Consider the following 25,029-nt stretch of genomic DNA (forward strand, 5'->3'; position numbering starts at 1 on the left):
GCTTGCGCCATTTTCCTGTGACGTAAATAATTTCCTGATTAGCCGGCCACGCGCCGCGTCCGGCCACCTGCGTAAAGAGGAACAGTTTGAACATAGACACTCGTGAAATTACCCTGGAGCCAGCGGATAACGCACGCCTGTTAGCCTTGTGCGGCCCGTTTGACGACAATATCAAACAGCTGGAGCGTCGGTTAGGCATTGAGATCAACCGCCGTGACAATCACTTTAAACTGACCGGACGCGCTATTTGCGTACACGCCGCCGCCGATATTCTGCGCAGCCTGTATGTCGATACGGCGCCGATGCGCGGTCAGATTCAGGATATTGAGCCGGAGCAGATCCATCTGGCGATCAAAGAGGCGCGCGTGCTGGAGCAGAGCGCCGAGAGCGTGCCGGAGTACGGGAAAGCCGTCAATATCAAGACCAAGCGCGGGGTGATCAAACCGCGTACGCCGAACCAGGCGCAGTACATCGCCAATATCCTCGATCATGACATCACTTTCGGCGTGGGTCCGGCGGGGACGGGTAAAACCTATCTGGCGGTGGCGGCGGCGGTCGATGCGCTGGAGCGTCAGGAGATCCGCCGTATTCTGCTGACCCGTCCGGCCGTCGAGGCTGGCGAAAAGCTCGGCTTCCTGCCCGGCGATCTGAGCCAGAAAGTCGACCCATATCTGCGCCCGCTGTATGACGCGCTGTTTGAGATGCTCGGCTTTGAGAAAGTGGAGAAGCTGATTGAGCGTAACGTCATCGAAGTGGCCCCGCTGGCCTATATGCGCGGACGAACGCTGAATGACGCCTTTATCATTCTTGATGAAAGCCAGAACACCACCATTGAACAGATGAAGATGTTCCTGACCCGCATCGGCTTTAACTCCAAGGCGGTGATCACCGGCGATATCACGCAGATTGACCTGCCGCGCAGCACCAAATCCGGTCTGCGCCACGCCATCGAAGTGCTGGCCGAAGTCGATGAGATCAGCTTCAACTTCTTCCATAGCGAAGACGTGGTGCGCCATCCGGTGGTTGCCCGTATCGTTAACGCCTATGAGGCGTGGGAAGCCGCAGACCAGAAACGTAAAGCAGAACTGGCCGCCGAGCGCAAACGCGAAGCCCAGGAACAGGAGCAAAAATGAGTCAGGTGATCCTCGATTTACAGCTGGCCTGCGAAGAGACCAGCGGCCTGCCGGACGAAGCCCTTTTTCAGCGCTGGGTCGATGCCGTCATTCCGCCATTTCAGGAGGAGTCAGAGTTAACGATTCGTCTGGTCGATGTTGCAGAAAGCCACGAGCTGAACCTGACCTACCGCGGCAAGGATAAGCCGACCAACGTCCTCTCCTTCCCGTTTGAAGCGCCGCCGGGGATTGAAATGCCGCTGCTCGGCGATCTGATCATCTGCCGTCAGGTGGTGGAGCAGGAAGCCAGCGAGCAAGGTAAGCCGCTGGAGGCGCACTGGGCGCATATGGTGGTGCACGGCAGCCTGCATCTGCTGGGCTACGATCATATCGAAGACGACGAAGCGGAAGAGATGGAAGGCCTTGAAACAGAGATAATGCTTGCTCTGGGCTATGAGGACCCGTACATTTCCGAGAAGATTGCTGAATAGCCCCCTGCCGGATGGCGGCGCTTGCGCCGCATCCGGCCGCTGTTCCTGCATTTTGCCAGCCTGAACGTCAGGCAACCCATGCCGTCCGGCGCTGAGTTTACGCGCGACGAGCGACAGTTAAATCAACATGAGAACCCAAACGACGCCATGAGCGACGACAATTCACACAGTAGTGACACAGTAAACAGCAAAAAGGGATTTTTCTCCCTGTTACTCAGCCAGCTTTTTCACGGGGAACCGAAAAACCGTGATGAACTGCTGGCGCTGATCCGTGATTCCGGGCAGAACGATCTTATCGATGAAGATACGCGTGACATGCTCGAAGGGGTAATGGATATCGCCGACCAGCGGGTCCGCGACATTATGATCCCCCGTTCACAAATGATAACCCTGAAACGTAACCAGACGCTGGACGAGTGCCTGGATGTCATTATCGAATCCGCCCACTCGCGTTTCCCGGTCATCAGTGAAGATAAAGATCACATCGAAGGGATTCTGATGGCCAAGGATCTGCTGCCGTTTATGCGCAGCGACGCCGAAGCCTTCAGCATGGAAAAAGTGTTACGGCCGGCGGTTGTCGTCCCGGAAAGCAAGCGGGTCGACCGCATGCTGAAAGAGTTTCGCTCACAGCGCTACCATATGGCGATCGTTATTGACGAATTCGGCGGCGTCTCCGGCCTGGTGACCATCGAGGATATCCTTGAGCTCATCGTCGGGGAAATTGAAGACGAATACGACGAAGAAGAAGATATCGATTTCCGCCAGCTGAGCCGCCACACCTGGACGGTGCGCGCTCTGGCCTCCATCGAAGACTTCAACGACGCCTTCGACACGCACTTCAGCGATGAAGAAGTGGATACCATTGGCGGGCTGGTGATGCAGGCCTTCGGCCATCTGCCGGCCCGCGGCGAATCTATCGACATTGATGGTTACCAATTCAAGGTGGCAATGGCAGATAGCCGTCGTATCATTCAGGTGCATGTAAAGCTGCCCGATGACGCTCCCCAGCCGAAGCTGGAAGAGTAAGCCGCGGCGCTGAAGGTCACGGCCAGCCGGGAGACAGACCATGGGCGATCCCCGGCTGTCCCCTCCCCCTGCTGGCAAACAGCATAGCCTGTGGCAACAGGCGTTAATTTACGGGACGATTAGCCTAAATGGTATTTGCCTCTCTTCTTGAACGCCAGCGCGTACGTCTGCTGCTGGCGCTGCTATTCGGAGCCAGCGGAACGCTGGCTTTTTCACCTTATGACTTCTGGCCGGCAGCTATCGTTTCGCTGATCGGTCTGCAGGCATTAACCCTCAACCGACGCCCGCTGCAAAGCGCCGGGATCGGCTATTTCTGGGGATTCGGGCTGTTTGGCACCGGTATCAACTGGGTCTATGTCAGCATCGCGCAATTCGGCGGTATGCCAGGTCCGGTTAACGTCTTTCTCGTCGTTCTGCTGGCGGCCTATCTCTCGCTCTATACCGGCCTGTTTGCCGGCCTGCTCTCCCGGCTGTGGCCCAAAACCAGCTGGCTGCGGGTGGCTATCGCCGCCCCCGTCGTCTGGCAAATCACCGAGTTCCTGCGCGGCTGGGTGCTGACCGGCTTCCCATGGCTGCAGTTCGGCTATAGCCAGATCGACGGCCCGCTGAAAGGTCTCGCGCCGGTGATGGGCGTCGAGGCGATCAACTTCCTGCTGATGATGGTTAGCGGCCTGCTGGCCCTGGCCCTCGTCCAGCGTAACTGGAAGCCGCTGGCTATTGCCGCGCTGCTGTTCGCCCTGCCGTTTCCGCTGCGCTATATCCAGTGGTATCAGCTGCTGCCGGAGCGCGCGACCCAGGTCTCGCTGGTGCAAGGCGATATCCCACAGGCCATGAAGTGGGACGAGAAGCAGCTGGTCAACACCCTGAAAACCTACCTGGCGCTGACCCAGCCGCATATCGGCCACTCGCAGCTGATTATCTGGCCCGAGTCGGCGATCCCGGATCTGGAGATCAACCAGCAGCAGTTCCTCAGCATGATGGACGATCTGCTGCGCGCAAAAGACAGTTCGCTGATCACCGGCATTGTCGATGCGCGTCTCAATAAGCAGAACCGCTACGATACCTACAACACCATCATTACCCTCGGTAAAGATAACCCGTACCGCTACGACTCGACCAACCGTTACAACAAGAACCATCTGGTGCCGTTCGGTGAGTTTGTGCCGCTGGAATCGATTCTGCGTCCGCTGGCGCCGTTCTTTGACCTGCCGATGTCCTCCTTCAGCCGCGGCCCCTACGTGCAGCCGCAGCTGATGGCGCATAACCTGAAGCTGACCGCCGCCATCTGCTACGAGATCATCCTCGGGGAACAGGTACGCGATAACTTCCGGCCGGATACCGACTTCCTGCTGACCATCTCCAACGACGCCTGGTTCGGTAAGTCCATCGGTCCGTGGCAACACTTCCAGATGGCGCGGATGCGCGCCCTGGAGCTGGCCCGCCCACTCCTGCGCAGCACCAACAACGGCATTACTGCGGTGATCGGCCCGCGCGGCGAGATCCAGAAGATGATCCCGCAGTTTACCCGCGAGGTGTTGACCACCACCGTGACGCCCACCAGCGGCTTAACCCCTTACGCCCGCACCGGCAACTGGCCGCTATGGGCGCTGACGGCGCTGTTAGGCTTCGCTGCGCTACTGATGAGCCTGCGTCAGCGTCGCCGATAAGTTTCTCCGCCGGCGACGCCCGTCGCCGGCATTTTTTCTCCCCGCGCCAGCCATCCTGGCACAGTCATTGCTTTATTCTCCCTGGTAGCGCCATCGTCCGACCCAGTGCAACCGGGTTGCACCATAAACGTTCGGCGGTCGCACTATTTTGGTGCAATGGAAGATCTTTGCCTCCCATTGGTGCGGAGCACTTCGCAAAAATAAACAATAAAACAGCAAAATCTTTACATTAAGCCAAACTAAATGCTAACAAACACATACAAATGCGGCACGTGGACGCGTGCCTCGAATAACAACACACACAATCACAATGGGTATCAATAGCGCCGCTGACGCTACGGATAAGGAGTTGGATATGCAATTACGTAAACTGGCCGCCGCAATGCTGGTCATGGGTGTGACCGCCGGTCTGGCACACGCAGAAGATGCCGCCCCGGCGGCAGGCCAGAGCACCCTGGATAAGATCGCCAAAAATGGGGTTATCGTTGTCGGCCATCGTGAATCTTCAGTCCCGTTCTCTTACTACGATAACCAGCAGAAGGTTGTGGGCTACTCTCAGGACTACTCCAACGCCATCGTTGATGCCATCAAGAAAAAGCTGAACAAGCCGGACCTGCAGGTCAAACTGATCCCGGTCACCTCGCAGAACCGTATCCCGCTGCTGCAGAATGGCACCTTTGATTTCGAGTGCGGCTCAACCACCAACAACCTTGAGCGCCAGAAACAGGCGGCCTTCTCCGATACCATCTTCGTAGTCGGCACCCGTCTGCTGGTGAAGAAAGGCGGTCCGATCAAAGATTTCCCGGACCTGAAGGATAAAGCGGTCGTTGTCACCTCCGGAACCACCTCAGAGATCCTGCTGCATAAGCTGAACGATGAGAAAAAAATGAATATGCGCATTATCAGCGCCAAAGATCATGGCGACTCTTTCCGCACCCTGGAAAGCGGACGCGCCGTGGCCTTTATGATGGATGACGCTCTGCTGGCCGGCGAACGCGCCAAGGCGAAGAAACCGGATAACTGGGAAATCGTCGGCACCGCACAGTCGAAAGAAGCCTATGGCTGCATGCTGCGTAAAGACGATCCGTCGTTCAAAGCGCTGGTCGATGAAACCGTTGCTCAGGCCCAGACCTCTGGTGAAGCGGCGAAATGGTTTGATAAATGGTTCAAAAATCCAATTCCGCCGAAAAACCTTAACCTGAACTTCGAACTGTCTGACGACATGAAAGCGCTGTTCAAATCACCTAATGACAAAGCACTGAACTAATTATAACAACCAGGGGCGGGATATCCTGCCCTCCCGATGATTGTCACAGCACGGACAGACTATACGGTGGCTGGTCGTTCCCCAGCCGCCGCGAATACCGAAACAAGCTGGACAACCGTCTTCGAGGGTAGCAATGGCTACCCTTTTTTTTCCAGGAGTCATGTATGTCAATAGACTGGAACTGGGGGATATTCCTGCAACAGGCCCCCTTCGGCAACACTACCTACCTGGGCTGGCTGTGGAGCGGTTTTCAGATAACCGTCGCCCTCTCCATCTCGGCCTGGATCATCGCTTTTCTCGTCGGCTCACTGTTTGGCATTTTACGCACGGTCCCCAATCGCTTCCTCTCGGGCATTGGCACCTGCTATGTCGAACTGTTTCGCAACGTGCCGCTGATCGTGCAGTTCTTTACCTGGTACCTGGTGGTGCCGGAATTCCTGCCGGAAAATATCGGCATGTGGTTTAAATCGGAGCTGGACCCAAACATTCAGTTCTTTGTCTCCTCCATGCTGTGCCTGGGGCTGTTTACCGCCGCCCGCGTCTGCGAGCAGGTACGCGCCGCCATTCAGTCGCTGCCGCGCGGGCAGAAGAACGCCGGTCTGGCGATGGGCCTGACCCTGCCGCAAACCTACCGCTACGTGCTGCTGCCGAACGCCTACCGCGTTATCGTGCCGCCGATGACCTCGGAAATGATGAACCTGGTGAAAAACTCGGCCATCGCCTCCACCATCGGTCTTGCCGATATGGCCGCGCAGGCGGGCAAACTGCTGGACTACTCCGCTCATGCCTGGGAGTCTTTTACGGCCATCACCCTGGCCTACGTCTTCATCAACGCGGTGATTATGCTGATTATGTATGTGGTCGAGCGTAAGGTTCGCCTGCCTGGCAATATGGGAGGCAAATAATGTACGATTTTGACTGGAGTTCGATCGTTCCGTCTATGCCCTATCTGCTGGCAGGGCTGGTGATCACCCTGAAGATTACGGTGATTGCCATCGTGGTCGGTATCGTCTGGGGCACCCTGCTGGCGGTGATGCGCCTGTCCAGCTTTCTGCCGCTGGCCTGGTTTGCTAAAACCTACGTTAACGTATTCCGTTCTATCCCGCTGGTGATGGTCCTGCTGTGGTTCTATCTGATTGTCCCGGGCTTCCTGCAGAACGTGCTGGGGCTGTCGCCGAAAACGGATATTCGCCTGATCTCGGCGATGGTGGCCTTTTCGATGTTCGAAGCCGCCTACTACTCAGAGATTATCCGCGCCGGCATCCAGAGCATCTCCCGCGGCCAGTCCGGCGCCGCGTTGGCGCTGGGGATGACCCACTGGCAGTCAATGCGGCTGGTGATCCTGCCGCAGGCCTTCCGCGCCATGGTGCCGCTGCTGCTTACCCAGGGGATCGTCCTGTTCCAGGATACCTCGCTGGTGTATGTATTGAGCCTCGCCGACTTCTTCCGTACCGCCTCCACCATTGGTGAGCGCGACGGAACCCAGGTCGAAATGATCCTGTTCGCGGGCGGCGTCTATTTTGTGATTAGCCTCAGCGCCTCGCTGTTGGTCAGCTGGTTGAAGAAAAGGACTGTGTAATGATTACCCTGAAAAACGTTTCAAAATGGTATGGTCACTTTCAGGTGCTGACCGATTGCTCCACGGAAGTGAAAAAAGGTGAAGTCGTGGTGGTCTGCGGGCCGTCAGGCTCCGGTAAATCCACGCTGATTAAAACCGTAAACGGCCTTGAGCCTGTGCAACAGGGGCAGATTATCGTCGACGGCACCGTGGTTAACGATAAAAAGACCAACCTGGCTAAACTGCGCTCGCACGTCGGAATGGTCTTTCAGCATTTTGAACTGTTCCCTCATCTGTCGATTATCGACAACCTGACGCTGGCGCAGGTCAAAGTGCTTAACCGCGATAAAGCATCAGCGCGCAAGAAAGGCCTCAAATTGCTGGAGCGCGTTGGCCTGGCGGCGCATGCGGAAAAATATCCGGCGCAGCTCTCCGGTGGTCAGCAGCAGCGCGTGGCCATTGCCCGTGCCCTGTGTATGGACCCGATCGCTATGCTGTTTGATGAGCCCACCTCAGCGCTTGACCCGGAGATGATTAACGAGGTGCTGGACGTCATGGTCGAACTGGCCAACGAGGGGATGACCATGATGGTCGTGACCCATGAAATGGGTTTTGCCCGCAAGGTGGCGAACCGGGTGATCTTTATGGATGAAGGAAAGATTGTCGAAGATGCCGATAAAGAAGCCTTCTTTGCCAATCCGCAATCCGATCGCGCCAAAGATTTCCTCGCCAAAATTCTGCATTAATCGTTATTCGCTGCGCATACCGCCCGGTATGCGCAGCTTATCTTTCCCGCCATATTATTCTTCAATATTATTTATGCGGCCGGTTATCGCTACTATCATTTACGTACCAAATAAACCTTAGCGATAAAAGCTGAACTTATTTATTAAATCGATCAATTCATAAAGAATTCACTAATGAATTCGTGGATCTGCTTCACTACCGCCGCTAGCATATAACGCCTCGTAACAGGTTCGTCGCACGATTATTTTATTAATTGAATATAATATTCTTGCCTGACCTCGCCTGCGCGAAATAAAGGCCATCAATATTCTCTGCCGCACGCAGAATAACGGATGCGCCACCGAACCAATGAAACAAATGGATATTGCTTCATGTTAATTCGATCTCGCACGCTCACCGGGCTACTGTTTATCACGCTGGCGGGCACCTCAGCCGCCGGGGCCGCACAGTTGACCACCTCGGCTCACCAGACGGAACAGGATAAAGCCCGCCAGGAGGCGCTGGCGCCACAGCAACAGGACTTTCAGTCTTCACAACAGCGCGTGGCGCCGCAGGGTATCCCTTTCCCTGAGGAAACGCATTGTAAATTGATCAACCGGGTCGATATCGACTCCGATAACCAGGCGCTCACCCGGAAATTACTGGCGAAAACCGCGCAGCAGGCGCAGGGCCGCTGCCTCGGCAGCGAAGGTATTCGCCTGCTGGCCTATACCTTGCAAAACGAGCTGATTGCGCAAGGCTACATCACCTCCCTGATTGATGTGCCCTCCCAGTCGCTGGAGCAGGGCATGCTCAGGTTGACGCTGCACTATGGCAAAGTGGGCGCTATCGGCTATGCCGACGGCTCGGACACCACCCGCCTGTGGAATTCACTGCCAACCTCTTCCGGCACAATCCTGCGCTTAAGCGATCTTGAGCAGGGGATGGCCAATATGCAGCGTCTGCCCGGCGCTACGGCGCACATGAAACTGCTGCCAGGCCAGCACGAGGGAGAAAGCGATATCCAGATTGCCCGCAGCCTGGCGAAAAAATGGCAGCTTGGCGCCTGGCTTGACGACGCCGGCAGCAAAGCCAGCGGCCGCTACCAGGCCGGCGGCGCCCTCTATCTCTATGACCTGACCACCCTCAACGATATCCTGTACCTTTCCGGCGGGGGCGATATTGAATTCAATCAGCATAACGACGGCAACCACAACGGCAGCCTGTATTACTCCATCCCCTTCGGCTACTGGACACTAAGCGCCTACGGGGCATACAGCCAGTATCGCCAGCAGTTTAACGGCAACTGGTCGACGATGGATTATAAGAGTAAAAATCGCTACTACAGCGCCACGCTGAGTCGTCTGCTCTCCCACACCCGGCAGCAAAAAACCACCGCCGACCTGCGGATCGCCAAGAGTACCTCGCATTATTACTTTGGCGGCAGTGAGCTACTGGTGATGCGCAAGCAGAACCCCTCATGGGAATTCACCCTCAACCACCAGCACTACTTTAACAAAAAGATTGTTGATGCCAGCATCGGCATCCAGCGCAGCCTGCCGTGGCTCAGCTCAACGCCAACGCCGGAGGAAAAGGCCGGGTTATACAGCCCGCTGTCACGGATCGTGCATGGTAATCTGCAGGCGCTAATGAAATTTGACGCCACCGGCGACAAATTTACCTGGGCTCCCCGCTTGAGCGCCCAGTTCAGCCCGGACAAACTCGCTTCCGATAATAAATTCAATATTGGTAGTCGCTGGAGCGTGCGCGGTTTTGACGGTGAAAACAGCCTGTCCGGCAATCAGGGATGGTACTGGCGCAACGATTTTATCTGGGATCTACCCACCCACGAGCGGCAATTCTATCTGGGCGCGGATGTGGGTCGCCTTATTGGTGCCGATCTGTATCAAAAAGGCAAAGTCCTTTCCGGCGCCGTCAGCGGCCTGCGCGGACAATTATGGTCAACGCAATACGATCTGTTTATTAGCACCCCGCTCAGTAAACCGGATACGTTTCATAGCGACGCCCTGAATATGGGCTTTTCATTACAGTGGAGGTATTAATTCAATCATTATCGACCCTTTCAGCTACGTTGTTTATTAATCTTAATTTAAAGGAATAAATAAAATGTTTAAGTTTAAAGCTTCTTATGTTGCGCTGGCGGCAGTATTAACCTCGTCGGTGGTTTATGCCGACCCGACCAGCTATACGCATTCGTCCGGCGCCACGGTTATTGATATTGAAAAGCCGAACGCCGCCGGCGTCTCCCATAACCTGTACCGCGACTTCAACGTCGGTACTAATGGCACCGTCCTTAATAACAGCGGCGAGGATGTCAGCCACGGTACGTTGGGCAATATTGCCCGCAACAACAACCTGACCGCCGGCAGCGCCTCGGTGATTTTGAACGAGGTGACCTCCAAAAACGCCAGTAGCCTGAAGGGCTTTATCGAAGTTAACGGTCAGAAAGCGGACGTGGTGATCGCCAACCCGAACGGCATCACCTGCTCCGGCTGTAGCTTTGTCAATACCAACAAGGCCATCCTGACCACCGGTAAAGTCAACATGACCAGCGACGGCGCCATCGGCAGCTATACCGTAACGGGCGGCACCCTCACCATCGGCGAAAATGGCATGAACGCCGCTAACGGCTACGCGGTTCTGCTCGCCGACGCGATTAAGATTAACGGTAAAGTACAGGCCAATAATGCCCTGGTCAGCGCAGGTCGCTTCACCATGGATAACAGCTCTGGCGCGATAACCTCTGCAGGTAAACAAGCGACGCTTATCGAAATGACGATCAACCCGCAGTACAGCATCGACGTCAGCAGCCTTGGCGGCATCACCGCCAACAGCATCAGCATGGTCGGCAATAACATCGGCTTTGGCGTACGTAACCAGGGCTCCATTGTCGCCAATAGCACGCTGCAGCTCACCAGCAACGGTAACCTGCTAAATAAAGGGACGATAAAAGGCAACGGTCTGCTGAGCCAGGTTTCCACCGCCACGGGTATCACCAATAACGGCAGCATCGCTGGCGCCTATTATTTAATGCTTTCCAGCGGCGACTATATCGTCAACGTCGGCTCCCTCACCGGCGGCCAGCTGATTGCCTCCGCCAACGGCAATATCACTAACGGCGACTCAGGCACAATGACCGGCACCAGCGGACTTAGCCTGACCAGCGGCGGGAAAATCCGCAATGAGGCCAAAGCGTCCCTGCTGTCGAATAACCAGATTGCCGCCACGGCAATCGGTGATTTCCTCAATGAAGGCAAAATCAGCGCCAAAAACACCAGCCTGACGTTTGTTGGCAGCAGCTTTAAGAATACCGGCAACATTAATTCTACCGGCCAAACCACCGTTCAGTCCCTTAAGCAGGATGGCAGCACCAATACGGGCGAGATCTATAACCTCGGCAATATCACCGGCGAAAATATCAATCTGCAGACCAACGGCACGCTGGCGCAAAGCACCAGCGGTCGCATGGAGGCCACCAATGCCATTACCGCTCACAGCTACTGGCTGAATCAAAATGGTTATATGAAAGCGGCCGATATCACCACCCATCATGCTGTGGTGAATAACACCGGTACTATCACAGCGGGTAATATTGCCCTGACTTCCACTGGAAACATCGTTAATGAGGGCACCTTCTCCAGCACAGGCGACATGCTGCTGGATGCCCGAAATAATAGCACTATCAGCAATTACTCGTTGATTAAAGCGGGTGGTACGCTGACGATGAACGCGAAAAAGGTCATCAACAGCGGTCGTGGCTGCGGCTGGTTAGGGTTTAACACTTGTGACGTCGGCACCTTGAGCGCGAACAAGTTGATTCTCAACTCCTCGCACAGCTATGCCAGCAACATGGGTGGCTATCAGTATTTCAAGAGTACCGAAATCAACACCGTGAAATAAGACAAACCACGATGCGCGCAGCCTCGCGCATCGTTTTTCGCACCGCTTAGGGTTCGAAGGGCCGACGCTGGAACTGATCGTGGCCACACTTCGGACAGCGCGGCAGCACGTCCGGGGTATACACTGCCAGGTGATAGTGGCACTTCTCGCAGACCAGATTGCCCAGGCCGACCACCTCACCGCTGTGGTACACGCCGTGGTGATTCAGATCCTGAAAGACTTCGCGCCACTCGAGCTGCGTTTTGTCGGTGATATCAGCCAGTTCCTGCCACAGGCTCTCTTTGATCACCCGCATAAACACGCTGTCGCTCTCGTCTTCATGACTCTCTTCGTAGCTGCGGGCAAACTCCTCGAGATCGCGTTTTACTGCCGCAATCACCGACTCGATCTCGCTCTGCGTGAGATCGCCGGCGCGGGCGATTTTTTCCCGCGCCTGTGTCACCAGCGCGTCGATATCGCGCTCTCCATGGCGGAGCCGTTCGCTGAGCGAGGAGACCAGTTCACGGTAATATTGAGCAACCTTGTTCATCATTTCGCCTCCGGTGTGGTTAACGTCTTCTGATAATAGACCTTATTCCTCTCCCGCTGTGTCTGACAAGCCACAGAGTCGCGAAATAATCAGCGCGGCTTTTGCCGATGTTAATGTGCGAAAGGCTGTTTTGACGGGGGCGTTTGGGCTATGCTATGCCGATCTGAAATAACACATCCATTGGCTACATTTTGTAGCTGTATTGAAAACAGGACCACTGGCTGCCATGCAAGAGCAATACCGCCCGGAAGAGATAGAATCGAAAGTCCAGCTTCACTGGGACGAAAATCGTACATTTGAAGTAACTGAAGACGAGAGCAAAGAGAAGTATTACTGCCTGTCGATGCTTCCTTATCCTTCTGGTCGACTACACATGGGTCACGTGCGTAACTACACCATCGGCGACGTGATTGCCCGCTACCAGCGTATGCTGGGCAAAAACGTCCTGCAGCCGATTGGCTGGGATGCGTTTGGTCTGCCGGCGGAAGGCGCGGCAGTGAAAAACAACACCGCGCCAGCACCGTGGACCTACGACAACATCGCCTACATGAAAAACCAGCTCAAAATGCTGGGTTTTGGCTATGACTGGAGCCGCGAGCTGGCGACCTGCACCCCGGAATACTACCGCTGGGAGCAGAAGTTCTTCACCGAGCTGTACAAAAAAGGGCTGGTATACAAGAAAACCTCCGCGGTGAACTGGTGCCCGAACGACCAGACCGTACTGGCCAACGAACAGGTTATCGACGGCTGCTGCTGGCGCTGCGATACCAAAGTCGAGCGTAAAGAGATCCCGCAGTGGTTTATTAAAATCACCGCCTACGCCGATGAACTGCTGAACGATCTGGATAAACTGGATCACTGGCCAGACACCGTGAAGACCATGCAGCGCAACTGGATCGGCCGTTCAGAAGGGGTGGAAATCTCCTTTGACGTCAATAACTACGCCGATAAGCTGACCGTCTACACCACCCGTCCGGACACCTTTATGGGCTGTACCTACCTGGCTGTCGCGGCGGGTCACCCGCTGGCGCAGCAGGCTGCAGCGAACAATCCGGCGCTGGCTGCCTTTATCGACGAATGCCGTAATACCAAAGTGGCCGAAGCCGACATGGCGACGATGGAGAAAAAAGGCGTCGATACCGGGTTTAAAGCCATTCACCCGCTGACCGGCGAAGAAATTCCTGTCTGGGCGGCAAACTTCGTGCTGATGGAATATGGCACCGGCGCGGTCATGGCCGTTCCGGGTCACGACCAGCGTGACTATGAGTTCGCCAGCAAGTACGGTCTGAACATCAAGCCGGTTATCCTCGCCGCTGACGGCAGCGAGCCGGATCTCTCCGCGCAGGCGCTGACCGAGAAAGGCGTCCTGTTTAACTCCGGCGAGTTCAGCGGCCTCGATTATGAAGCCGGCTTCAACGCCATTGCCGACAAACTGGCAGCCATGGGCGTAGGCGAGCGTAAAATTAACTACCGTCTGCGTGACTGGGGTGTGTCCCGTCAACGCTACTGGGGTGCGCCGATCCCGATGGTGACCCTGGAAGATGGCACCGTGCTGCCGACCCCGGAAGATCAACTGCCGGTGATCCTGCCGGAAGATGTGGTCATGGACGGCATCACCAGCCCGATCAAAGCCGATCCTGAATGGGCGAAGACCACCGTTAACGGTCAGCCGGCGCTGCGTGAAACCGACACCTTTGACACCTTTATGGAATCCTCCTGGTACTATGCGCGCTACACCTGCCCGCAGTATCAGGAAGGGATGCTGGATTCGAAAGCGGCCAACTACTGGCTGCCGGTAGATATCTACATCGGCGGTATCGAACACGCCATCATGCACCTGCTCTACTTCCGCTTCTTCCACAAGCTGATGCGCGACGCGGGCATGGTCAACTCCGATGAGCCGGCGAAGCAGCTGCTGTGCCAGGGCATGGTGCTGGCTGACGCCTTCTACTATGTAGGCGAAAACGGCGAACGTAACTGGGTTTCCCCGGTTGACGCCATCGTTGAGCGCGACGAAAAAGGCCGCATCGTGAAAGCGAAAGACGCGGCAGGCCATGAGCTGGTGTACACCGGCATGAGCAAGATGTCCAAGTCGAAAAACAACGGCATCGACCCGCAGGTGATGGTTGAGCGTTATGGCGCGGATACCGTGCGTCTGTTCATGATGTTTGCGTCCCCGGCGGATATGACCCTCGAGTGGCAGGAATCTGGCGTTGAAGGGGCTAACCGCTTCCTGAAACGCGTCTGGAAACTGGTCTACGAGCACACCACCAAAGGGGACGTTGCGGCACTGAACGTGGCGGCGCTGAGTGAAGATCAGAAAGCGCTGCGTCGCGATATTCACAAAACGATCGCCAAAGTGACCGATGACATCGGCCGTCGTCAGACCTTCAACACCGCCATCGCGGCGATCATGGAGCTGATGAACAAGCTGGCGAAAGCGCCGCAGGAAGACGAACAGGATCGTGCCCTGATGCAGGAAGCGCTGCTGGCGGTGGTGCGTATGCTGAACCCGTTCACCCCGCACGCCAGCTTCACACTGTGGCGCGAGCTGAACGGCGAAGGCGATATCGACAACGCACCGTGGCCGGTGGCGGATGAAAGCGCGATGGTGGAAGACAGCACCCTCGTCGTCGTCCAGGTCAATGGCAAAGTTCGTGGTAAAATTACCGTTGCGGTAGATGCAACTGAAGAGCAGGTCCGCGAGCGTGCCGGCCAGGAGCATCTGGTCGCGAAATATCTCGACGGTAAAACCGTGCGTAAAGTGATTTACGTTCCGGGTAAACTGCTCAATCTGGTCGTTGGCTAAGCGCGGGAGGAAGCGTGCGATATCTGGTAACAATGTTGTTATCCCTGGCGGTGCTTGTCACCGCCGGCTGTGGCTGGCATCTGCGTAGCACTACGAAGGTGCCCACCACCATGAAAACCATGATTCTTCAGTCGAGCGATCCGAACGGACCGTTAAGTCGCGCGGTACGTAATCAGCTGCGTCTTAATGGCGTGGACCTGATCGACGCCAGCACGCTGCGTAAAGATGTTCCTTCTCTGCGCCTCGATGGTTCGTCGATTCAGAAAGATACCGCCTCGGTGTTCCAGGATGGTCGTACCGCGGAATATCAGATGGTCATGACCGTTCATGCCAGCGTCCTGATCCCGGGTCACGATATCTATCCGATTACCACCAAGGTCTATCGTTCGTTCTTCGATAACCCGCAGGCGGCGTTAGCGAAAGACGCCGAGCAGGATATGATTATCCAGGAAATGTACGACAAAGCGGCGGAACAGCTGATTCGTAAGCTGCCGAGCGTGCAGGTTGCAGATGTTGAAGCAACCCAGCAGGAAGAGAAACCGGTCGCCGGCAGCACGGCACCGGCTTCCTCGGGTAACCGCGTCTCCACCACTCTGGGTCAATGATGATTCGGTTGTACCCGGAACAACTCCGCGCGCAGCTCACTGAAGGGCTGCGCGCGGCCTATCTGCTGCTTGGCAACGATCCCCTGCTGTTGCAGGAAAGCCAGGACGCCATTCGCGAAGCCGCTGCCGCCCAGGGCTTTACCGAGCACCACACCTTCACCATCGATAACAGTACCGACTGGCAGGCGATTTTCGCGTTAAGCCAGGCGTTGAGTCTGTTCTCCAGCCGGCAAACGCTGCTGCTAATCCTGCCGGAAAACGGCCCTAACGCGGCGATCAACGAACAGCTGGCGACCCTGATCGGCCTGCTGCACGACGACCTGCTGCTGATAGTTCGCGGGAATAAGCTGACCAAAGCCCAGGAGAATGCCGCGTGGCTTACCGCCCTGGCGCAGCGGGCCGTCCAGGTCAGTTGCCAGACGCCGGAATACGCGCAGCTGCCGCGCTGGCTGGCCGCCCGGGCCAAACAGCATCAGCTGCAGCTCGACGACGCGGCCAGTCAGCTGCTGTGCTACTGTTACGAAGGTAATCTGCTGGCGCTGGCGCAGGCGCTGGAGCGTCTGGCGCTGCTCTGGCCGGACGGTAAGCTGACCCTGCCCCGGGTTGAGCAGGCGGTAAACGATGCCGCCCACTTTACCCCTTACCATTGGGTCGATGCGCTACTGGCAGGCAAAAGCAAGCGCGTGCTGCATGTTCTGCAACAGCTCCGCCTTGAAGGCTGCGAGCCGGCGATCCTGCTGCGTACGCTACAGCGGGAGCTGCTGCTGCTGGTCACGCTCAAACGCCAGTCGACGCACACGCCGCTGCGCTCGCTGTTTGATAAACATCGGGTCTGGCAAAACCGCCGTCAGCTGCTCAGCGATGCCCTCGCCCGACTGAGCGGGGAACAGTTGCGCCAGGCGGTGACCCTCCTGACCCGCGCGGAACTGACCTTTAAACAGGATTACGGGCACGACGTCTGGCCCGAACTGGAAAGTCTTTCGTTGTTGCTCTGCCACAAAGCCCTGGCGGACGTTTTTATTGATGGTTGATATGACTCAGTTACAGGCAATCTATGGCGGCACCTTCGATCCGGTGCATTATGGTCACCTCAAGCCGGTCGAGATCCTGGCGAATCAGATTGGCCTGAGCAAGGTCATCATCATGCCTAACAACGTCCCGCCGCACCGTCCCCAGCCGGAAGCCACCAGCGCCCAGCGCGTGCATATGCTGAAGCTGGCGATTGCCGATAAGCCGCTGTTCACGCTCGACGAACGCGAACTGCAGCGTGACACCCCCTCCTGGACAGCAGACACGCTGCAGGCATGGCGCCAGGAGCAGGGGGCAGAAAAACCGCTGGCGTTTATCATCGGCCAGGATTCGCTGCTCACCTTCCCCACCTGGCACCGCTATGAAACCATCCTTGATAACGTTCATCTGATCGTCTGCCGCCGCCCGGGTTACCCGCTGACCATGGCGCACGACGCTGATCAGCAGTGGCTGGACCGTCACTTAACCCACGACGTAGAGCGCCTGCATAACCGCCCCGCCGGGGCCATCTACCTGGCGGAAACGCCGTGGTTCGATATCTCGGCGACGATTATCCGCCAGCGCCTCGAGCGCGGGGAATCCTGCGCCGAGATGCTGCCGGCCACCGTGCTGGACTACATCCGCGAGCAGGGACTCTATTGCTGACCCCGGACTGGGCCTAATGCTAAAAAAGCGCTATCGTAGCGCCACGTCTCCACCGCCTGTCTGAGCATCATCATGAAATTATGGTTAGTTCGCCACGGCGAAACCGAAGCCAACGTTGCCGGGTTATACAGCGGCCACGCCCCCACTCCTCTGACGCCGCGCGGCGTCGCCCAGGCGCGAGCGCTCGGCGAACGGCTGCGGGCAGTACCTTTCGACAAAGTCATCTGTAGCGAGCTGGCGAGAACCGGGACAACGGCCGATCTGCTGCTTGGCGATCGCCATATCCCGCGTGAGTGCCATGCCACGCTCAATGAAATGTTTTTCGGCGACTGGGAGATGCGTCATCATCGCGACCTTCAGCGAGAGGATGCGGAAAACTATGCCGCGTGGTGTGCTGACTGGCAGCACGCGGCCCCCACCAATGGCGAAAGCTTTCAGAATTTTGCCCGCCGCGTCAGCGAATTCACCACAACGCTGGCCGACTGCCGCCATCTTGACCACCTGCTGATTGTCGGCCATCAGGGCGTCCTGAGCCTGCTGACGGCCCTGCTGTTGCAGATGCCCGCGGCGGCGATGTGGCATTTCCCGATTGCCCATGGCGCCTGGAGCCTCCTCGATATGCGCGACGATTTCACCACCCTGCGCGTATTAAATAGCCAGGCCGTCTGGCAGCCGCAAGAAGAATTCCCGCCAGACCATTGACAGGCCACAGCAGGCTGCTATTCTCCGCTGCCGGGCAGCATCCGCCACAGCATGTTTGCAGAAATTGTTTTACAAAAATGGCGATGCAATCCGCGGCGAGGGATGGGATGATACCCCGCCACGAACGCCTGCCGACAGACATTTCACCCGACTTTTTCATCAGTTCAGGTATACTGTCAGGCTCTTTATCATTATCAATCTTCATGCACCCAGGGGGAACACTTGCAGGGTAAAGCACTCCAGGATTTTGTTATCGACAAAATTGATGACCTGAAAGGTCAGGACATCGTCGCCATTGATGTACATGGCAAATCCAGCATCACCGATTGCATGATTATCTGCACCGGCACCTCTACCCGTCACGTGATGTCCATCGCCGACCACGTGGTTCAGGAATCCCGCGCCGCCGGCATGCTGCCGCTGGGCGTTGAAGGGGAAGCCGCCGCCGACTGGATCGTCGTCGACCTCGGCGACGTGATGGTTCACGTCATGCAGGAAGAGAGCCGTCGTCTGTACGAGCTGGAAAAACTCTGGAGTTAATGCGTGAAGTTGCAGCTGGTGGCCGTTGGCACCAAAATGCCGGACTGGGTACAGACCGGCTTTAGCGAGTATCTGCGCCGTTTTCCCAAAGATATGCCGTTTGAACTGGTGGAAATCCCCGCCGGTAAACGCGGCAAGAACGCCGATATCAAGCGCATCCTCGAAAAAGAGGGCGAGATGATGTTGGCCGCTGCCGGTAAGAACCGTATCGTGACCCTGGATATTCCGGGAAAACCATGGGATACGCCGCAGCTGGCACGCGAACTGGAACGCTGGAAACAGGACGGGCGCGACGTCAGTTTGCTGGTAGGCGGCCCGGAAGGCCTCTCTCCAGCCTGTAAAGCAGCGGCGGAACAGAGTTGGTCGCTCTCCACCCTCACCTTACCTCACCCGCTGGTGCGCGTACTGGTGGCCGAGAGTCTGTATCGGGCGTGGAGCATAACCACCAACCACCCGTACCACCGTGAGTAATGATGATCAGGGTAGACTAAGCAGCGAATGAAATTACAGAATTCTTTCCGCGACTATACGGCTGAATCCTCGCTGTTCGTGCGCCGGGCGCTGGTCGCTTTTTTGGGGATTTTGCTGCTTACCGGCGTTCTGGTCGCCAACCTGTACAATGTGCAAATCGTTCGCTTCAATGACTATCAGACGCGTTCGAACGAAAACCGCATCAAGCTGGTACCGATCCCGCCGAGCCGCGGCATTATTTACGATCGCAACGGCACCCCGCTGGCGCTTAACCGCACCATTTATCAGCTGGAGATGATGCCGGAGAAAGTCGATAACGTGCAGCAGACGCTGGATGCGCTGCGTGACGTCGTCGATTTAACCGACGATGATATCGCCGGCTTCAAAAAGGAGCGCGCACGCTCCCATCGCTTTACCTCGATTCCGGTAAAGGTCAACCTCAGTGAAGTGCAGGTTGCCCGCTTTGCCGTCAACCAGTACCGCTTTCCCGGCGTGGAAGTCAAAGGCTACAAGCGTCGTTATTATCCCTATAACTCGGCGCTGACGCACGTCATTGGCTACGTCTCAAAAATTAACGATAAAGACGTCGACCGCCTCGACAAAGAAGGCAAGCTGGCTAACTACGCCTCAACCCACGACATCGGTAAGCTGGGTATTGAGCGTTATTATGAGGATGTCCTGCACGGTCAGACCGGCTACGAAGAGGTTGAAGTGAACAACCGCGGCCGCGTCATTCGACAACTGAAAGAGGTGCCGCCGCAGGCCGGACGCGATATCTACCTCACTCTCGATCTCAAGCTGCAGCAGTATATCGAAACCCTGCTGGCCGGTAGCCGTGCCGCCGTGGTGGTCACCGATCCGCGTACCGGCGCCGTTCTGGCGCTGGTATCTACGCCAAGCTATGACCCGAACCTGTTCGTCGACGGCATCTCCAGTAAAGATTACTCCGGTCTGCTCAACGATCCGAACACGCCGCTGGTCAACCGCGCGACGCAGGGGGTCTACCCGCCGGCGTCAACGGTAAAACCGTACGTCGCCGTCTCGGCGCTGAGCGCCGGGGTGATCACCCGCAATACCAGCCTGTTCGACCCAGGCTGGTGGCAGCTGCCTGGCTCCGATAAACGCTATCGTGACTGGAAAAAATGGGGCCACGGCCACCTGAACGTCACCAAAGCGCTGGAGGAGTCTGCGGATACCTATTTCTATCAGGTCGCCTATGACATGGGCATCGATCGCCTCTCTGAGTGGATGAGCAAGTTTGGCTACGGCCACTACACCGGTATCGACCTTTCTGAAGAGCGCTCGGGCAACATGCCAACCCGCGAATGGAAGCTCAAGCGCTTCAAGAAACCCTGGTACCAGGGGGACACCATTCCGGTGGGCATCGGTCAGGGGTACTGGACTGCCACCCCCATCCAGATGAACAAGGCGCTGATGATCCTGATTAACGACGGGGTGGTGAAAGTGCCGCACCTGCTGCAAAGCACCGTGGAAGACGGCAAGCCCGTTCCGTGGGTTCAGCCGCATGAGCCGCCGGTGGGCGACATCCATTCCGGCTACTGGGAAATCGCCAAAGACGGCATGTTCGGCGTGGCCAACCGCGGCAACGGCACCGCGCACAAATATTTCGCCAGCGCGCCGTATAAGATCGCGGCCAAGTCCGGTACCGCCCAGGTGTTCGGCCTGAAGGCCAACGAAACCTATAACGCGCACCGCATCTCTGAACGTCTGCGCGACCATAAACTGATGACGGCGTTTGCGCCTTATAACAACCCTCAGGTTGCCGTGGCGATGATCCTGGAAAACGGCGGCGCCGGCCCGGCGGTCGGCACCATTATGCGCCAAATCCTCGATCACATTATGCTGGGCGATAACAACACCACGCTGCCAAGCGAAAACCCGGCGGTCACCGCAGGGGAGGATCAATAATGACGGATAATCCGAACAAAAAATCGCTGTGGGATAAAATCCATCTTGACCCCACCATGCTGCTGATCCTGCTGGCGCTACTGACCTATAGTGCGCTGGTTATCTGGAGCGCCAGCGGTCAGGACGTCGGCATGATGGAACGTAAAATCGGCCAGATCGCCATGGGCGTGGTGATCATGATCGTCATGGCGCAGATCCCACCGCGGGTCTATGAAGGCTGGGCGCCCTATCTTTATATTTTCTGTATTATTCTGCTGGTGGCCGTTGATGCTTTCGGCGCTATCTCCAAAGGGGCGCAGCGCTGGCTGGATCTCGGTATCGTCCGCTTTCAGCCGTCGGAGATAGCGAAAATCGCCGTGCCGCTGATGGTCGCGCGCTTTATTAACCGCGACGTCTGTCCGCCGTCGCTGAAGAACACCGCGATTGCGCTGGTGCTGATCTTCCTGCCGACCCTGCTGGTGGCAGCGCAGCCCGACCTCGGCACCTCGATTCTGATCGCCCTCTCCGGGCTGTTTGTGCTGTTCCTTTCCGGTCTAAGCTGGCGTCTTATCGGGATCGCCGTGGTGCTGGTCGCCGCCTTTATTCCGATCCTGTGGTTCTTCCTGATGCATGACTATCAGCGCCAGCGCGTGATGATGCTCCTCGACCCGGAAACTGACCCGCTGGGCGCCGGCTATCACATTATTCAGTCTAAAATTGCCATTGGCTCCGGCGGTCTGCGCGGCAAAGGCTGGCTGCACGGCACGCAGTCGCAGCTGGAGTTCCTGCCGGAACGCCACACCGACTTTATCTTCGCCGTGCTGGCCGAAGAGCTGGGGCTGATTGGTGTGCTGATCCTGCTGGCGCTCTATATTCTACTGATCATGCGCGGGCTGTGGATCGCCGCCCAGGCGCAAACCACCTTTGGCCGGGTCATGGCCGGTGGTTTAATGTTGATTTTATTCGTTTATGTCTTCGTAAATATTGGTATGGTGAGTGGTATTTTACCGGTGGTGGGCGTACCGTTGCCGCTGGTGAGCTACGGGGGCTCCGCCCTGATCGTATTGATGGCCGGGTTTGGTATCGTGATGTCGATCCATACCCACAGAAAAATGTTGTCGAAAAGCGTTTAAAGGGGTTTGCAATGCGTAAGCAATGGCTGGGGATCTGCATAGCAGCGGGGCTGCTGGCGGCATGTTCGAGTGATGACGTGCAACAAAAAACGGTCAGTACTCCACAGCCGGCCGTCTGTAATGGCCCGACGGTTGAGATCAGCGGCGCCGATCCGCAGTATGAAACGCCGAACGCCACGGCGAATCAGGATTATGAGCGCGACGGTAAAAGCTATAAAATCGTTCAGGATCCGGCCAACTTTACGCAGGCTGGTTTTGCGGCGATCTATGACGCGGAACCTAACAGTAACCTGACCGCCAGCGGCGAAACCTTCGATCCGACCCAGTTGACCGCGGCGCACCCCACGCTGCCAATCCCGAGCTATGCGCGGATCACCAACCTCGCTAACGGCCGCATGATCGTCGTGCGGATTAACGATCGCGGCCCGTATGGTAACGATCGCGTTATCTCGCTCTCCCGTGCGTCTGCTGACCGTCTGAACACCTCGAACAACACCAAGGTGCGTATCGACCCCATCATCGTTGCGCCTGACGGTTCGCTTTCCGGTCCGGGAATGGCCTGCACCACCGTCGCCAAACAGACGTACGCCCTGCCCGCCCGACCGAATCTGGACGGCGGTGACGCCACAGGTATGAACCAGCCTGCGCCTGCCGACGTTCGCCCGATCAGCAACAGCACGCTGAAGCCGGAAGACAGCGTCGGCGCGCCGGTGAACAGCGGCGGTTTCCTCGGCGCCCCGACGCCGCTGAACAGCGGCGTGCTGGAGAGTAGCGAGCCGGCAGCCACGACCGCCGCCACTGCGGCCCCTGCTGCTGCCGTCGCGACGCAAACGGCTCCCGTCACCGCGCCAGGCTCCATCCAGGGTAGCGTAGCGGCGACAGCGGCCACTGCCGCGACCGCCAGCGCCGTTGCCGCCTCCTCTACCGCCACCTCCAGCGCCAGCGGTAATTTTGTCGTCCAGGTTGGCGCAGTGAGCGACCAGGCGCGGGCGCAGCAGTATCAGCAGCGCCTGAGCCAGCAGTTCTCGGTGCCAGGCCGGGTCACGCAAAACGGCGCGGTATGGCGTATTCAGCTGGGCCCGTTTGCTGATAAGGCGCAGGCCAGCGCCGTTCAGCAGCGCCTGCAAAGCGAAGCGCAGCTGCAGTCCTTTATTACTCGCGCCAACTAAACGCCGCGGGCAGCCCGTTCACCTTGCGCATGTAAAAGTCATTAACAAACTCATGCGCAATGTCGGATGCTGGCCCGCAGAGCATTTGCTATAGTAAGGCACTTTTTTTAACTCCATCACGGATGCCGTTGTTCTGACCATGAAGACCTCTTTCACCGCTCGTTTACTCATCACGGCGCTCTCCGTTGCAGCGCTCTCCTCCGCTGCCCGCGCCGATGACCTGAATATCAAAACGATGATCCCAGGCGCCCCGCAGATTGACGCCGAATCCTGGGTGCTTATTGATTACAACTCCGGCAAAGTGCTGGCGGAAAATAACGCCGACTCCCGTCGCGACCCGGCCAGTCTGACCAAAATGATGACCAGCTATGTCATCGGTCAGGCGATGAAAGCGGGTAAATTCAAAGAGTCCGATCTGGTCACTGTCGGCAACGATGCCTGGGCCACCGGCAACCCGGTTTTCAAAGGCTCTTCTCTGATGTTCCTCAAGCCGGGGATGCAGGTTCCGGTTTCGCAGCTGATCCGGGGTATCAACCTGCAGTCGGGTAACGATGCCTGCGTGGCCATGGCCGACTATGTTGCCGGTAGCCAGGACGCCTTCGTCAGCCTGATGAACAACTATGTTAACGCCCTGGGCCTGAAAAACACCCATTTCCAGACCGTTCACGGCCTCGATGCTGACGGACAGTACAGTTCCGCGCGCGACATGGCGCTGATTGGCCAGGCGCTGATCCGCGATGTGCCGAACGAGTACTCTATCTATCGTGAGAAAGAGTTCACTTTCAACGGCATCCGCCAGCTGAACCGTAACGGCCTGCTGTGGGATAACAGCCTGAACGTCGACGGCATCAAAACGGGTCATACCGACAAAGCGGGCTACAACCTCGTCGCCTCTGCCACCGAAGGCCAGATGCGTCTTATCTCGGCGGTGATGGGCGGACGTACTTTCAAAGGTCGTGAGTCGGAAAGCAAAAAACTGCTGACCTGGGGCTTCCGCTTCTTTGAAACCGTCAACCCGATCAAAGCCGGCAAAGAGTTTGCTTCCGAACCGGCCTGGTTCGGTGACAGCGATCGCGCCTCGCTGGGGGTGGATAAAGATGTCTACCTGACCATCCCGCGTGGCCGGATGAAAGATCTGAAAGCCAGCTATGTGCTGAATAACACTGAACTGCACGCCCCGCTGCAGAAAAACCAGGTGGTCGGCACCATCAACTTCCAGTTGGATGGTAAAACTATCGATCAGCGCCCGCTGGTGGTGCTGCAGGAAATCCCGGAAGGGAATTTCTTTGGCAAAATTATTGATTACATTAAGTTAATGTTCCACCACTGGTTTGGTTAAAAATCGAACACTTGAAAGTGTGATTTCCATCCCCATATACTATTTATCCAAGTAACCTGATAACTCCCGCCCTTGGTGGGAGTTATTATTTTGTCGTAACACCGGAGCTGACATGAAAACCAAACTTAACGAACTGCTGGAATTCCCTACCCCCTTTACTTACAAAGTAATGGGACAGGCGTTGCCGGAGCTGGTTGATCAGGTGGTGGAAGTGGTACAGCGCCATGCGCCTGGTGATTACTCGCCGTCAGTAAAACCGAGCAGCAAAGGTAACTACCACTCGGTCTCCATCACCATCAACGCCACCCACATTGAGCAGGTGGAAACGCTGTACGAAGAGTTAGGCAATATCGATATCGTACGGATGGTGCTGTAACCTTTT

23 protein-coding genes are annotated in these 25,029 nt (G+C 56.9%); 22 read left to right on the forward strand and 1 reads right to left on the reverse strand.

Annotated features, from left to right (window positions below; translation table 11 throughout):
• Positions 1–86: 86 nt before the first annotated feature.
• From FHW76_RS07025 to FHW76_RS07070, 10 genes are all read left to right on the forward strand, one after another.
• Positions 87–1,133, forward strand: coding sequence for a PhoH family protein (locus FHW76_RS07025; protein WP_008805649.1), 1,047 nt, complete (start codon positions 87–89; stop codon positions 1,131–1,133).
• Positions 1,130–1,603, forward strand: coding sequence for an rRNA maturation RNase YbeY (gene ybeY / locus FHW76_RS07030; protein WP_002894722.1), 474 nt, complete (start codon positions 1,130–1,132; stop codon positions 1,601–1,603). Before FHW76_RS07025 ends, ybeY begins: the two co-directional genes overlap by 4 nt.
• A gap of 147 nt (positions 1,604–1,750) precedes the next feature.
• Entirely contained in the window at positions 1,751–2,629 is an 879-nt protein-coding gene (gene corC / locus FHW76_RS07035) for a CNNM family magnesium/cobalt transport protein CorC (protein WP_004197606.1), read from the forward strand.
• Positions 2,630–2,757: 128 nt separating this feature from the next.
• On the forward strand, positions 2,758–4,296 hold the full coding sequence (gene lnt / locus FHW76_RS07040) for an apolipoprotein N-acyltransferase (RefSeq protein ID WP_022065697.1): 1,539 nt from the start codon (positions 2,758–2,760) through the stop codon (positions 4,294–4,296).
• A 355-nt stretch (positions 4,297–4,651) separates the two neighbouring features.
• Positions 4,652–5,563 carry an amino acid ABC transporter substrate-binding protein gene (locus FHW76_RS07045; RefSeq protein WP_012542450.1) on the forward strand — a complete coding sequence of 304 codons (912 nt, stop codon included), beginning with the start codon at positions 4,652–4,654 and terminating at the stop codon, positions 5,561–5,563.
• Between the two features lie 164 nt (positions 5,564–5,727).
• Positions 5,728–6,468, forward strand: a complete 741-nt coding sequence (locus tag FHW76_RS07050) for an amino acid ABC transporter permease (protein WP_002894709.1) — start codon at positions 5,728–5,730, stop codon at positions 6,466–6,468.
• Positions 6,468–7,142 (forward strand): glutamate/aspartate ABC transporter permease GltK, encoded by a 675-nt coding sequence (gene gltK, locus FHW76_RS07055; RefSeq protein WP_012542451.1) that lies wholly within the window; start codon positions 6,468–6,470, stop codon positions 7,140–7,142. The genes FHW76_RS07050 and gltK overlap by 1 nt, the downstream gene beginning before the upstream one ends.
• Positions 7,142–7,867, forward strand: a complete 726-nt coding sequence (locus FHW76_RS07060; RefSeq protein WP_008805645.1) for an amino acid ABC transporter ATP-binding protein — start codon at positions 7,142–7,144, stop codon at positions 7,865–7,867. The genes gltK and FHW76_RS07060 overlap by 1 nt, the downstream gene beginning before the upstream one ends.
• Before the next feature lie 372 nt (positions 7,868–8,239).
• Entirely contained in the window at positions 8,240–9,910 is a 1,671-nt protein-coding gene (locus FHW76_RS07065) for a ShlB/FhaC/HecB family hemolysin secretion/activation protein (protein WP_048271516.1), read from the forward strand.
• 64 nt (positions 9,911–9,974) lie between these two features.
• On the forward strand, positions 9,975–11,768 hold the full coding sequence (locus tag FHW76_RS07070; RefSeq protein WP_023297222.1) for a filamentous hemagglutinin N-terminal domain-containing protein: 1,794 nt from the start codon (positions 9,975–9,977) through the stop codon (positions 11,766–11,768).
• Positions 11,769–11,814: 46 nt separating this feature from the next.
• Here the strand turns inward: FHW76_RS07070 and FHW76_RS07075 are convergent, their stop codons facing one another.
• A complete protein-coding gene (locus tag FHW76_RS07075) occupies positions 11,815–12,297 on the reverse strand; it encodes a zinc ribbon-containing protein (RefSeq protein WP_032691348.1) in 483 nt (160 codons plus the stop codon).
• A gap of 226 nt (positions 12,298–12,523) precedes the next feature.
• On the opposite strand from FHW76_RS07075, the gene leuS reads away from it, so the two are divergent.
• The 12 genes from leuS (at position 12,524) to ybeD (ending at position 25,023) form a co-directional block, all read left to right on the forward strand.
• Positions 12,524–15,106 (forward strand): leucine--tRNA ligase, encoded by a 2,583-nt coding sequence (gene leuS / locus FHW76_RS07080; protein ID WP_012542455.1) that lies wholly within the window; start codon positions 12,524–12,526, stop codon positions 15,104–15,106.
• Between the two features lie 14 nt (positions 15,107–15,120).
• Positions 15,121–15,711 (forward strand): LPS assembly lipoprotein LptE, encoded by a 591-nt coding sequence (gene lptE, locus FHW76_RS07085; protein ID WP_008805640.1) that lies wholly within the window; start codon positions 15,121–15,123, stop codon positions 15,709–15,711.
• Entirely contained in the window at positions 15,711–16,742 is a 1,032-nt protein-coding gene (gene holA, locus FHW76_RS07090; RefSeq protein ID WP_032691138.1) for a DNA polymerase III subunit delta, read from the forward strand. The genes lptE and holA overlap by 1 nt, the downstream gene beginning before the upstream one ends.
• A complete protein-coding gene (gene nadD, locus FHW76_RS07095; RefSeq protein ID WP_012542457.1) occupies positions 16,735–17,385 on the forward strand; it encodes a nicotinate-nucleotide adenylyltransferase in 651 nt (216 codons plus the stop codon). The genes holA and nadD overlap by 8 nt, the downstream gene beginning before the upstream one ends.
• Positions 17,386–17,457: 72 nt before the next feature.
• A complete protein-coding gene (locus FHW76_RS07100) occupies positions 17,458–18,087 on the forward strand; it encodes an adenosylcobalamin/alpha-ribazole phosphatase (RefSeq protein WP_032734973.1) in 630 nt (209 codons plus the stop codon).
• Between the two features lie 222 nt (positions 18,088–18,309).
• Positions 18,310–18,627, forward strand: coding sequence for a ribosome silencing factor (gene rsfS / locus FHW76_RS07105; protein WP_002894623.1), 318 nt, complete (start codon positions 18,310–18,312; stop codon positions 18,625–18,627).
• A 3-nt stretch (positions 18,628–18,630) separates the two neighbouring features.
• The gene (rlmH, locus tag FHW76_RS07110) at positions 18,631–19,098 is read left to right on the forward strand and encodes a 23S rRNA (pseudouridine(1915)-N(3))-methyltransferase RlmH (RefSeq protein ID WP_002894620.1); all 468 of its coding nucleotides are present in this window, start codon (positions 18,631–18,633) and stop codon (positions 19,096–19,098) included.
• Between the two features lie 27 nt (positions 19,099–19,125).
• On the forward strand, positions 19,126–21,027 hold the full coding sequence (gene mrdA, locus FHW76_RS07115) for a peptidoglycan DD-transpeptidase MrdA (protein WP_008805636.1): 1,902 nt from the start codon (positions 19,126–19,128) through the stop codon (positions 21,025–21,027).
• Positions 21,027–22,139, forward strand: a complete 1,113-nt coding sequence (gene mrdB / locus FHW76_RS07120) for a peptidoglycan glycosyltransferase MrdB (RefSeq protein ID WP_008805635.1) — start codon at positions 21,027–21,029, stop codon at positions 22,137–22,139. The genes mrdA and mrdB overlap by 1 nt, the downstream gene beginning before the upstream one ends.
• An 11-nt stretch (positions 22,140–22,150) precedes the next feature.
• Positions 22,151–23,308: an endolytic peptidoglycan transglycosylase RlpA gene (gene rlpA, locus FHW76_RS07125; RefSeq protein WP_008805634.1), complete on the forward strand. Its 1,158-nt coding sequence runs from the start codon at positions 22,151–22,153 to the stop codon at positions 23,306–23,308.
• 139 nt (positions 23,309–23,447) lie between these two features.
• Positions 23,448–24,647, forward strand: a complete 1,200-nt coding sequence (dacA, locus tag FHW76_RS07130) for a D-alanyl-D-alanine carboxypeptidase DacA (RefSeq protein WP_008805633.1) — start codon at positions 23,448–23,450, stop codon at positions 24,645–24,647.
• 112 nt (positions 24,648–24,759) lie between these two features.
• A complete protein-coding gene (ybeD, locus tag FHW76_RS07135; RefSeq protein ID WP_002894474.1) occupies positions 24,760–25,023 on the forward strand; it encodes a DUF493 family protein YbeD in 264 nt (87 codons plus the stop codon).
• Positions 25,024–25,029: the final 6 nt, after the last annotated feature.

Source organism: Klebsiella sp. RC2, from assembly GCF_014192815.1.
GTDB classification, from domain to species: domain Bacteria; phylum Pseudomonadota; class Gammaproteobacteria; order Enterobacterales; family Enterobacteriaceae; genus Klebsiella; species Klebsiella variicola.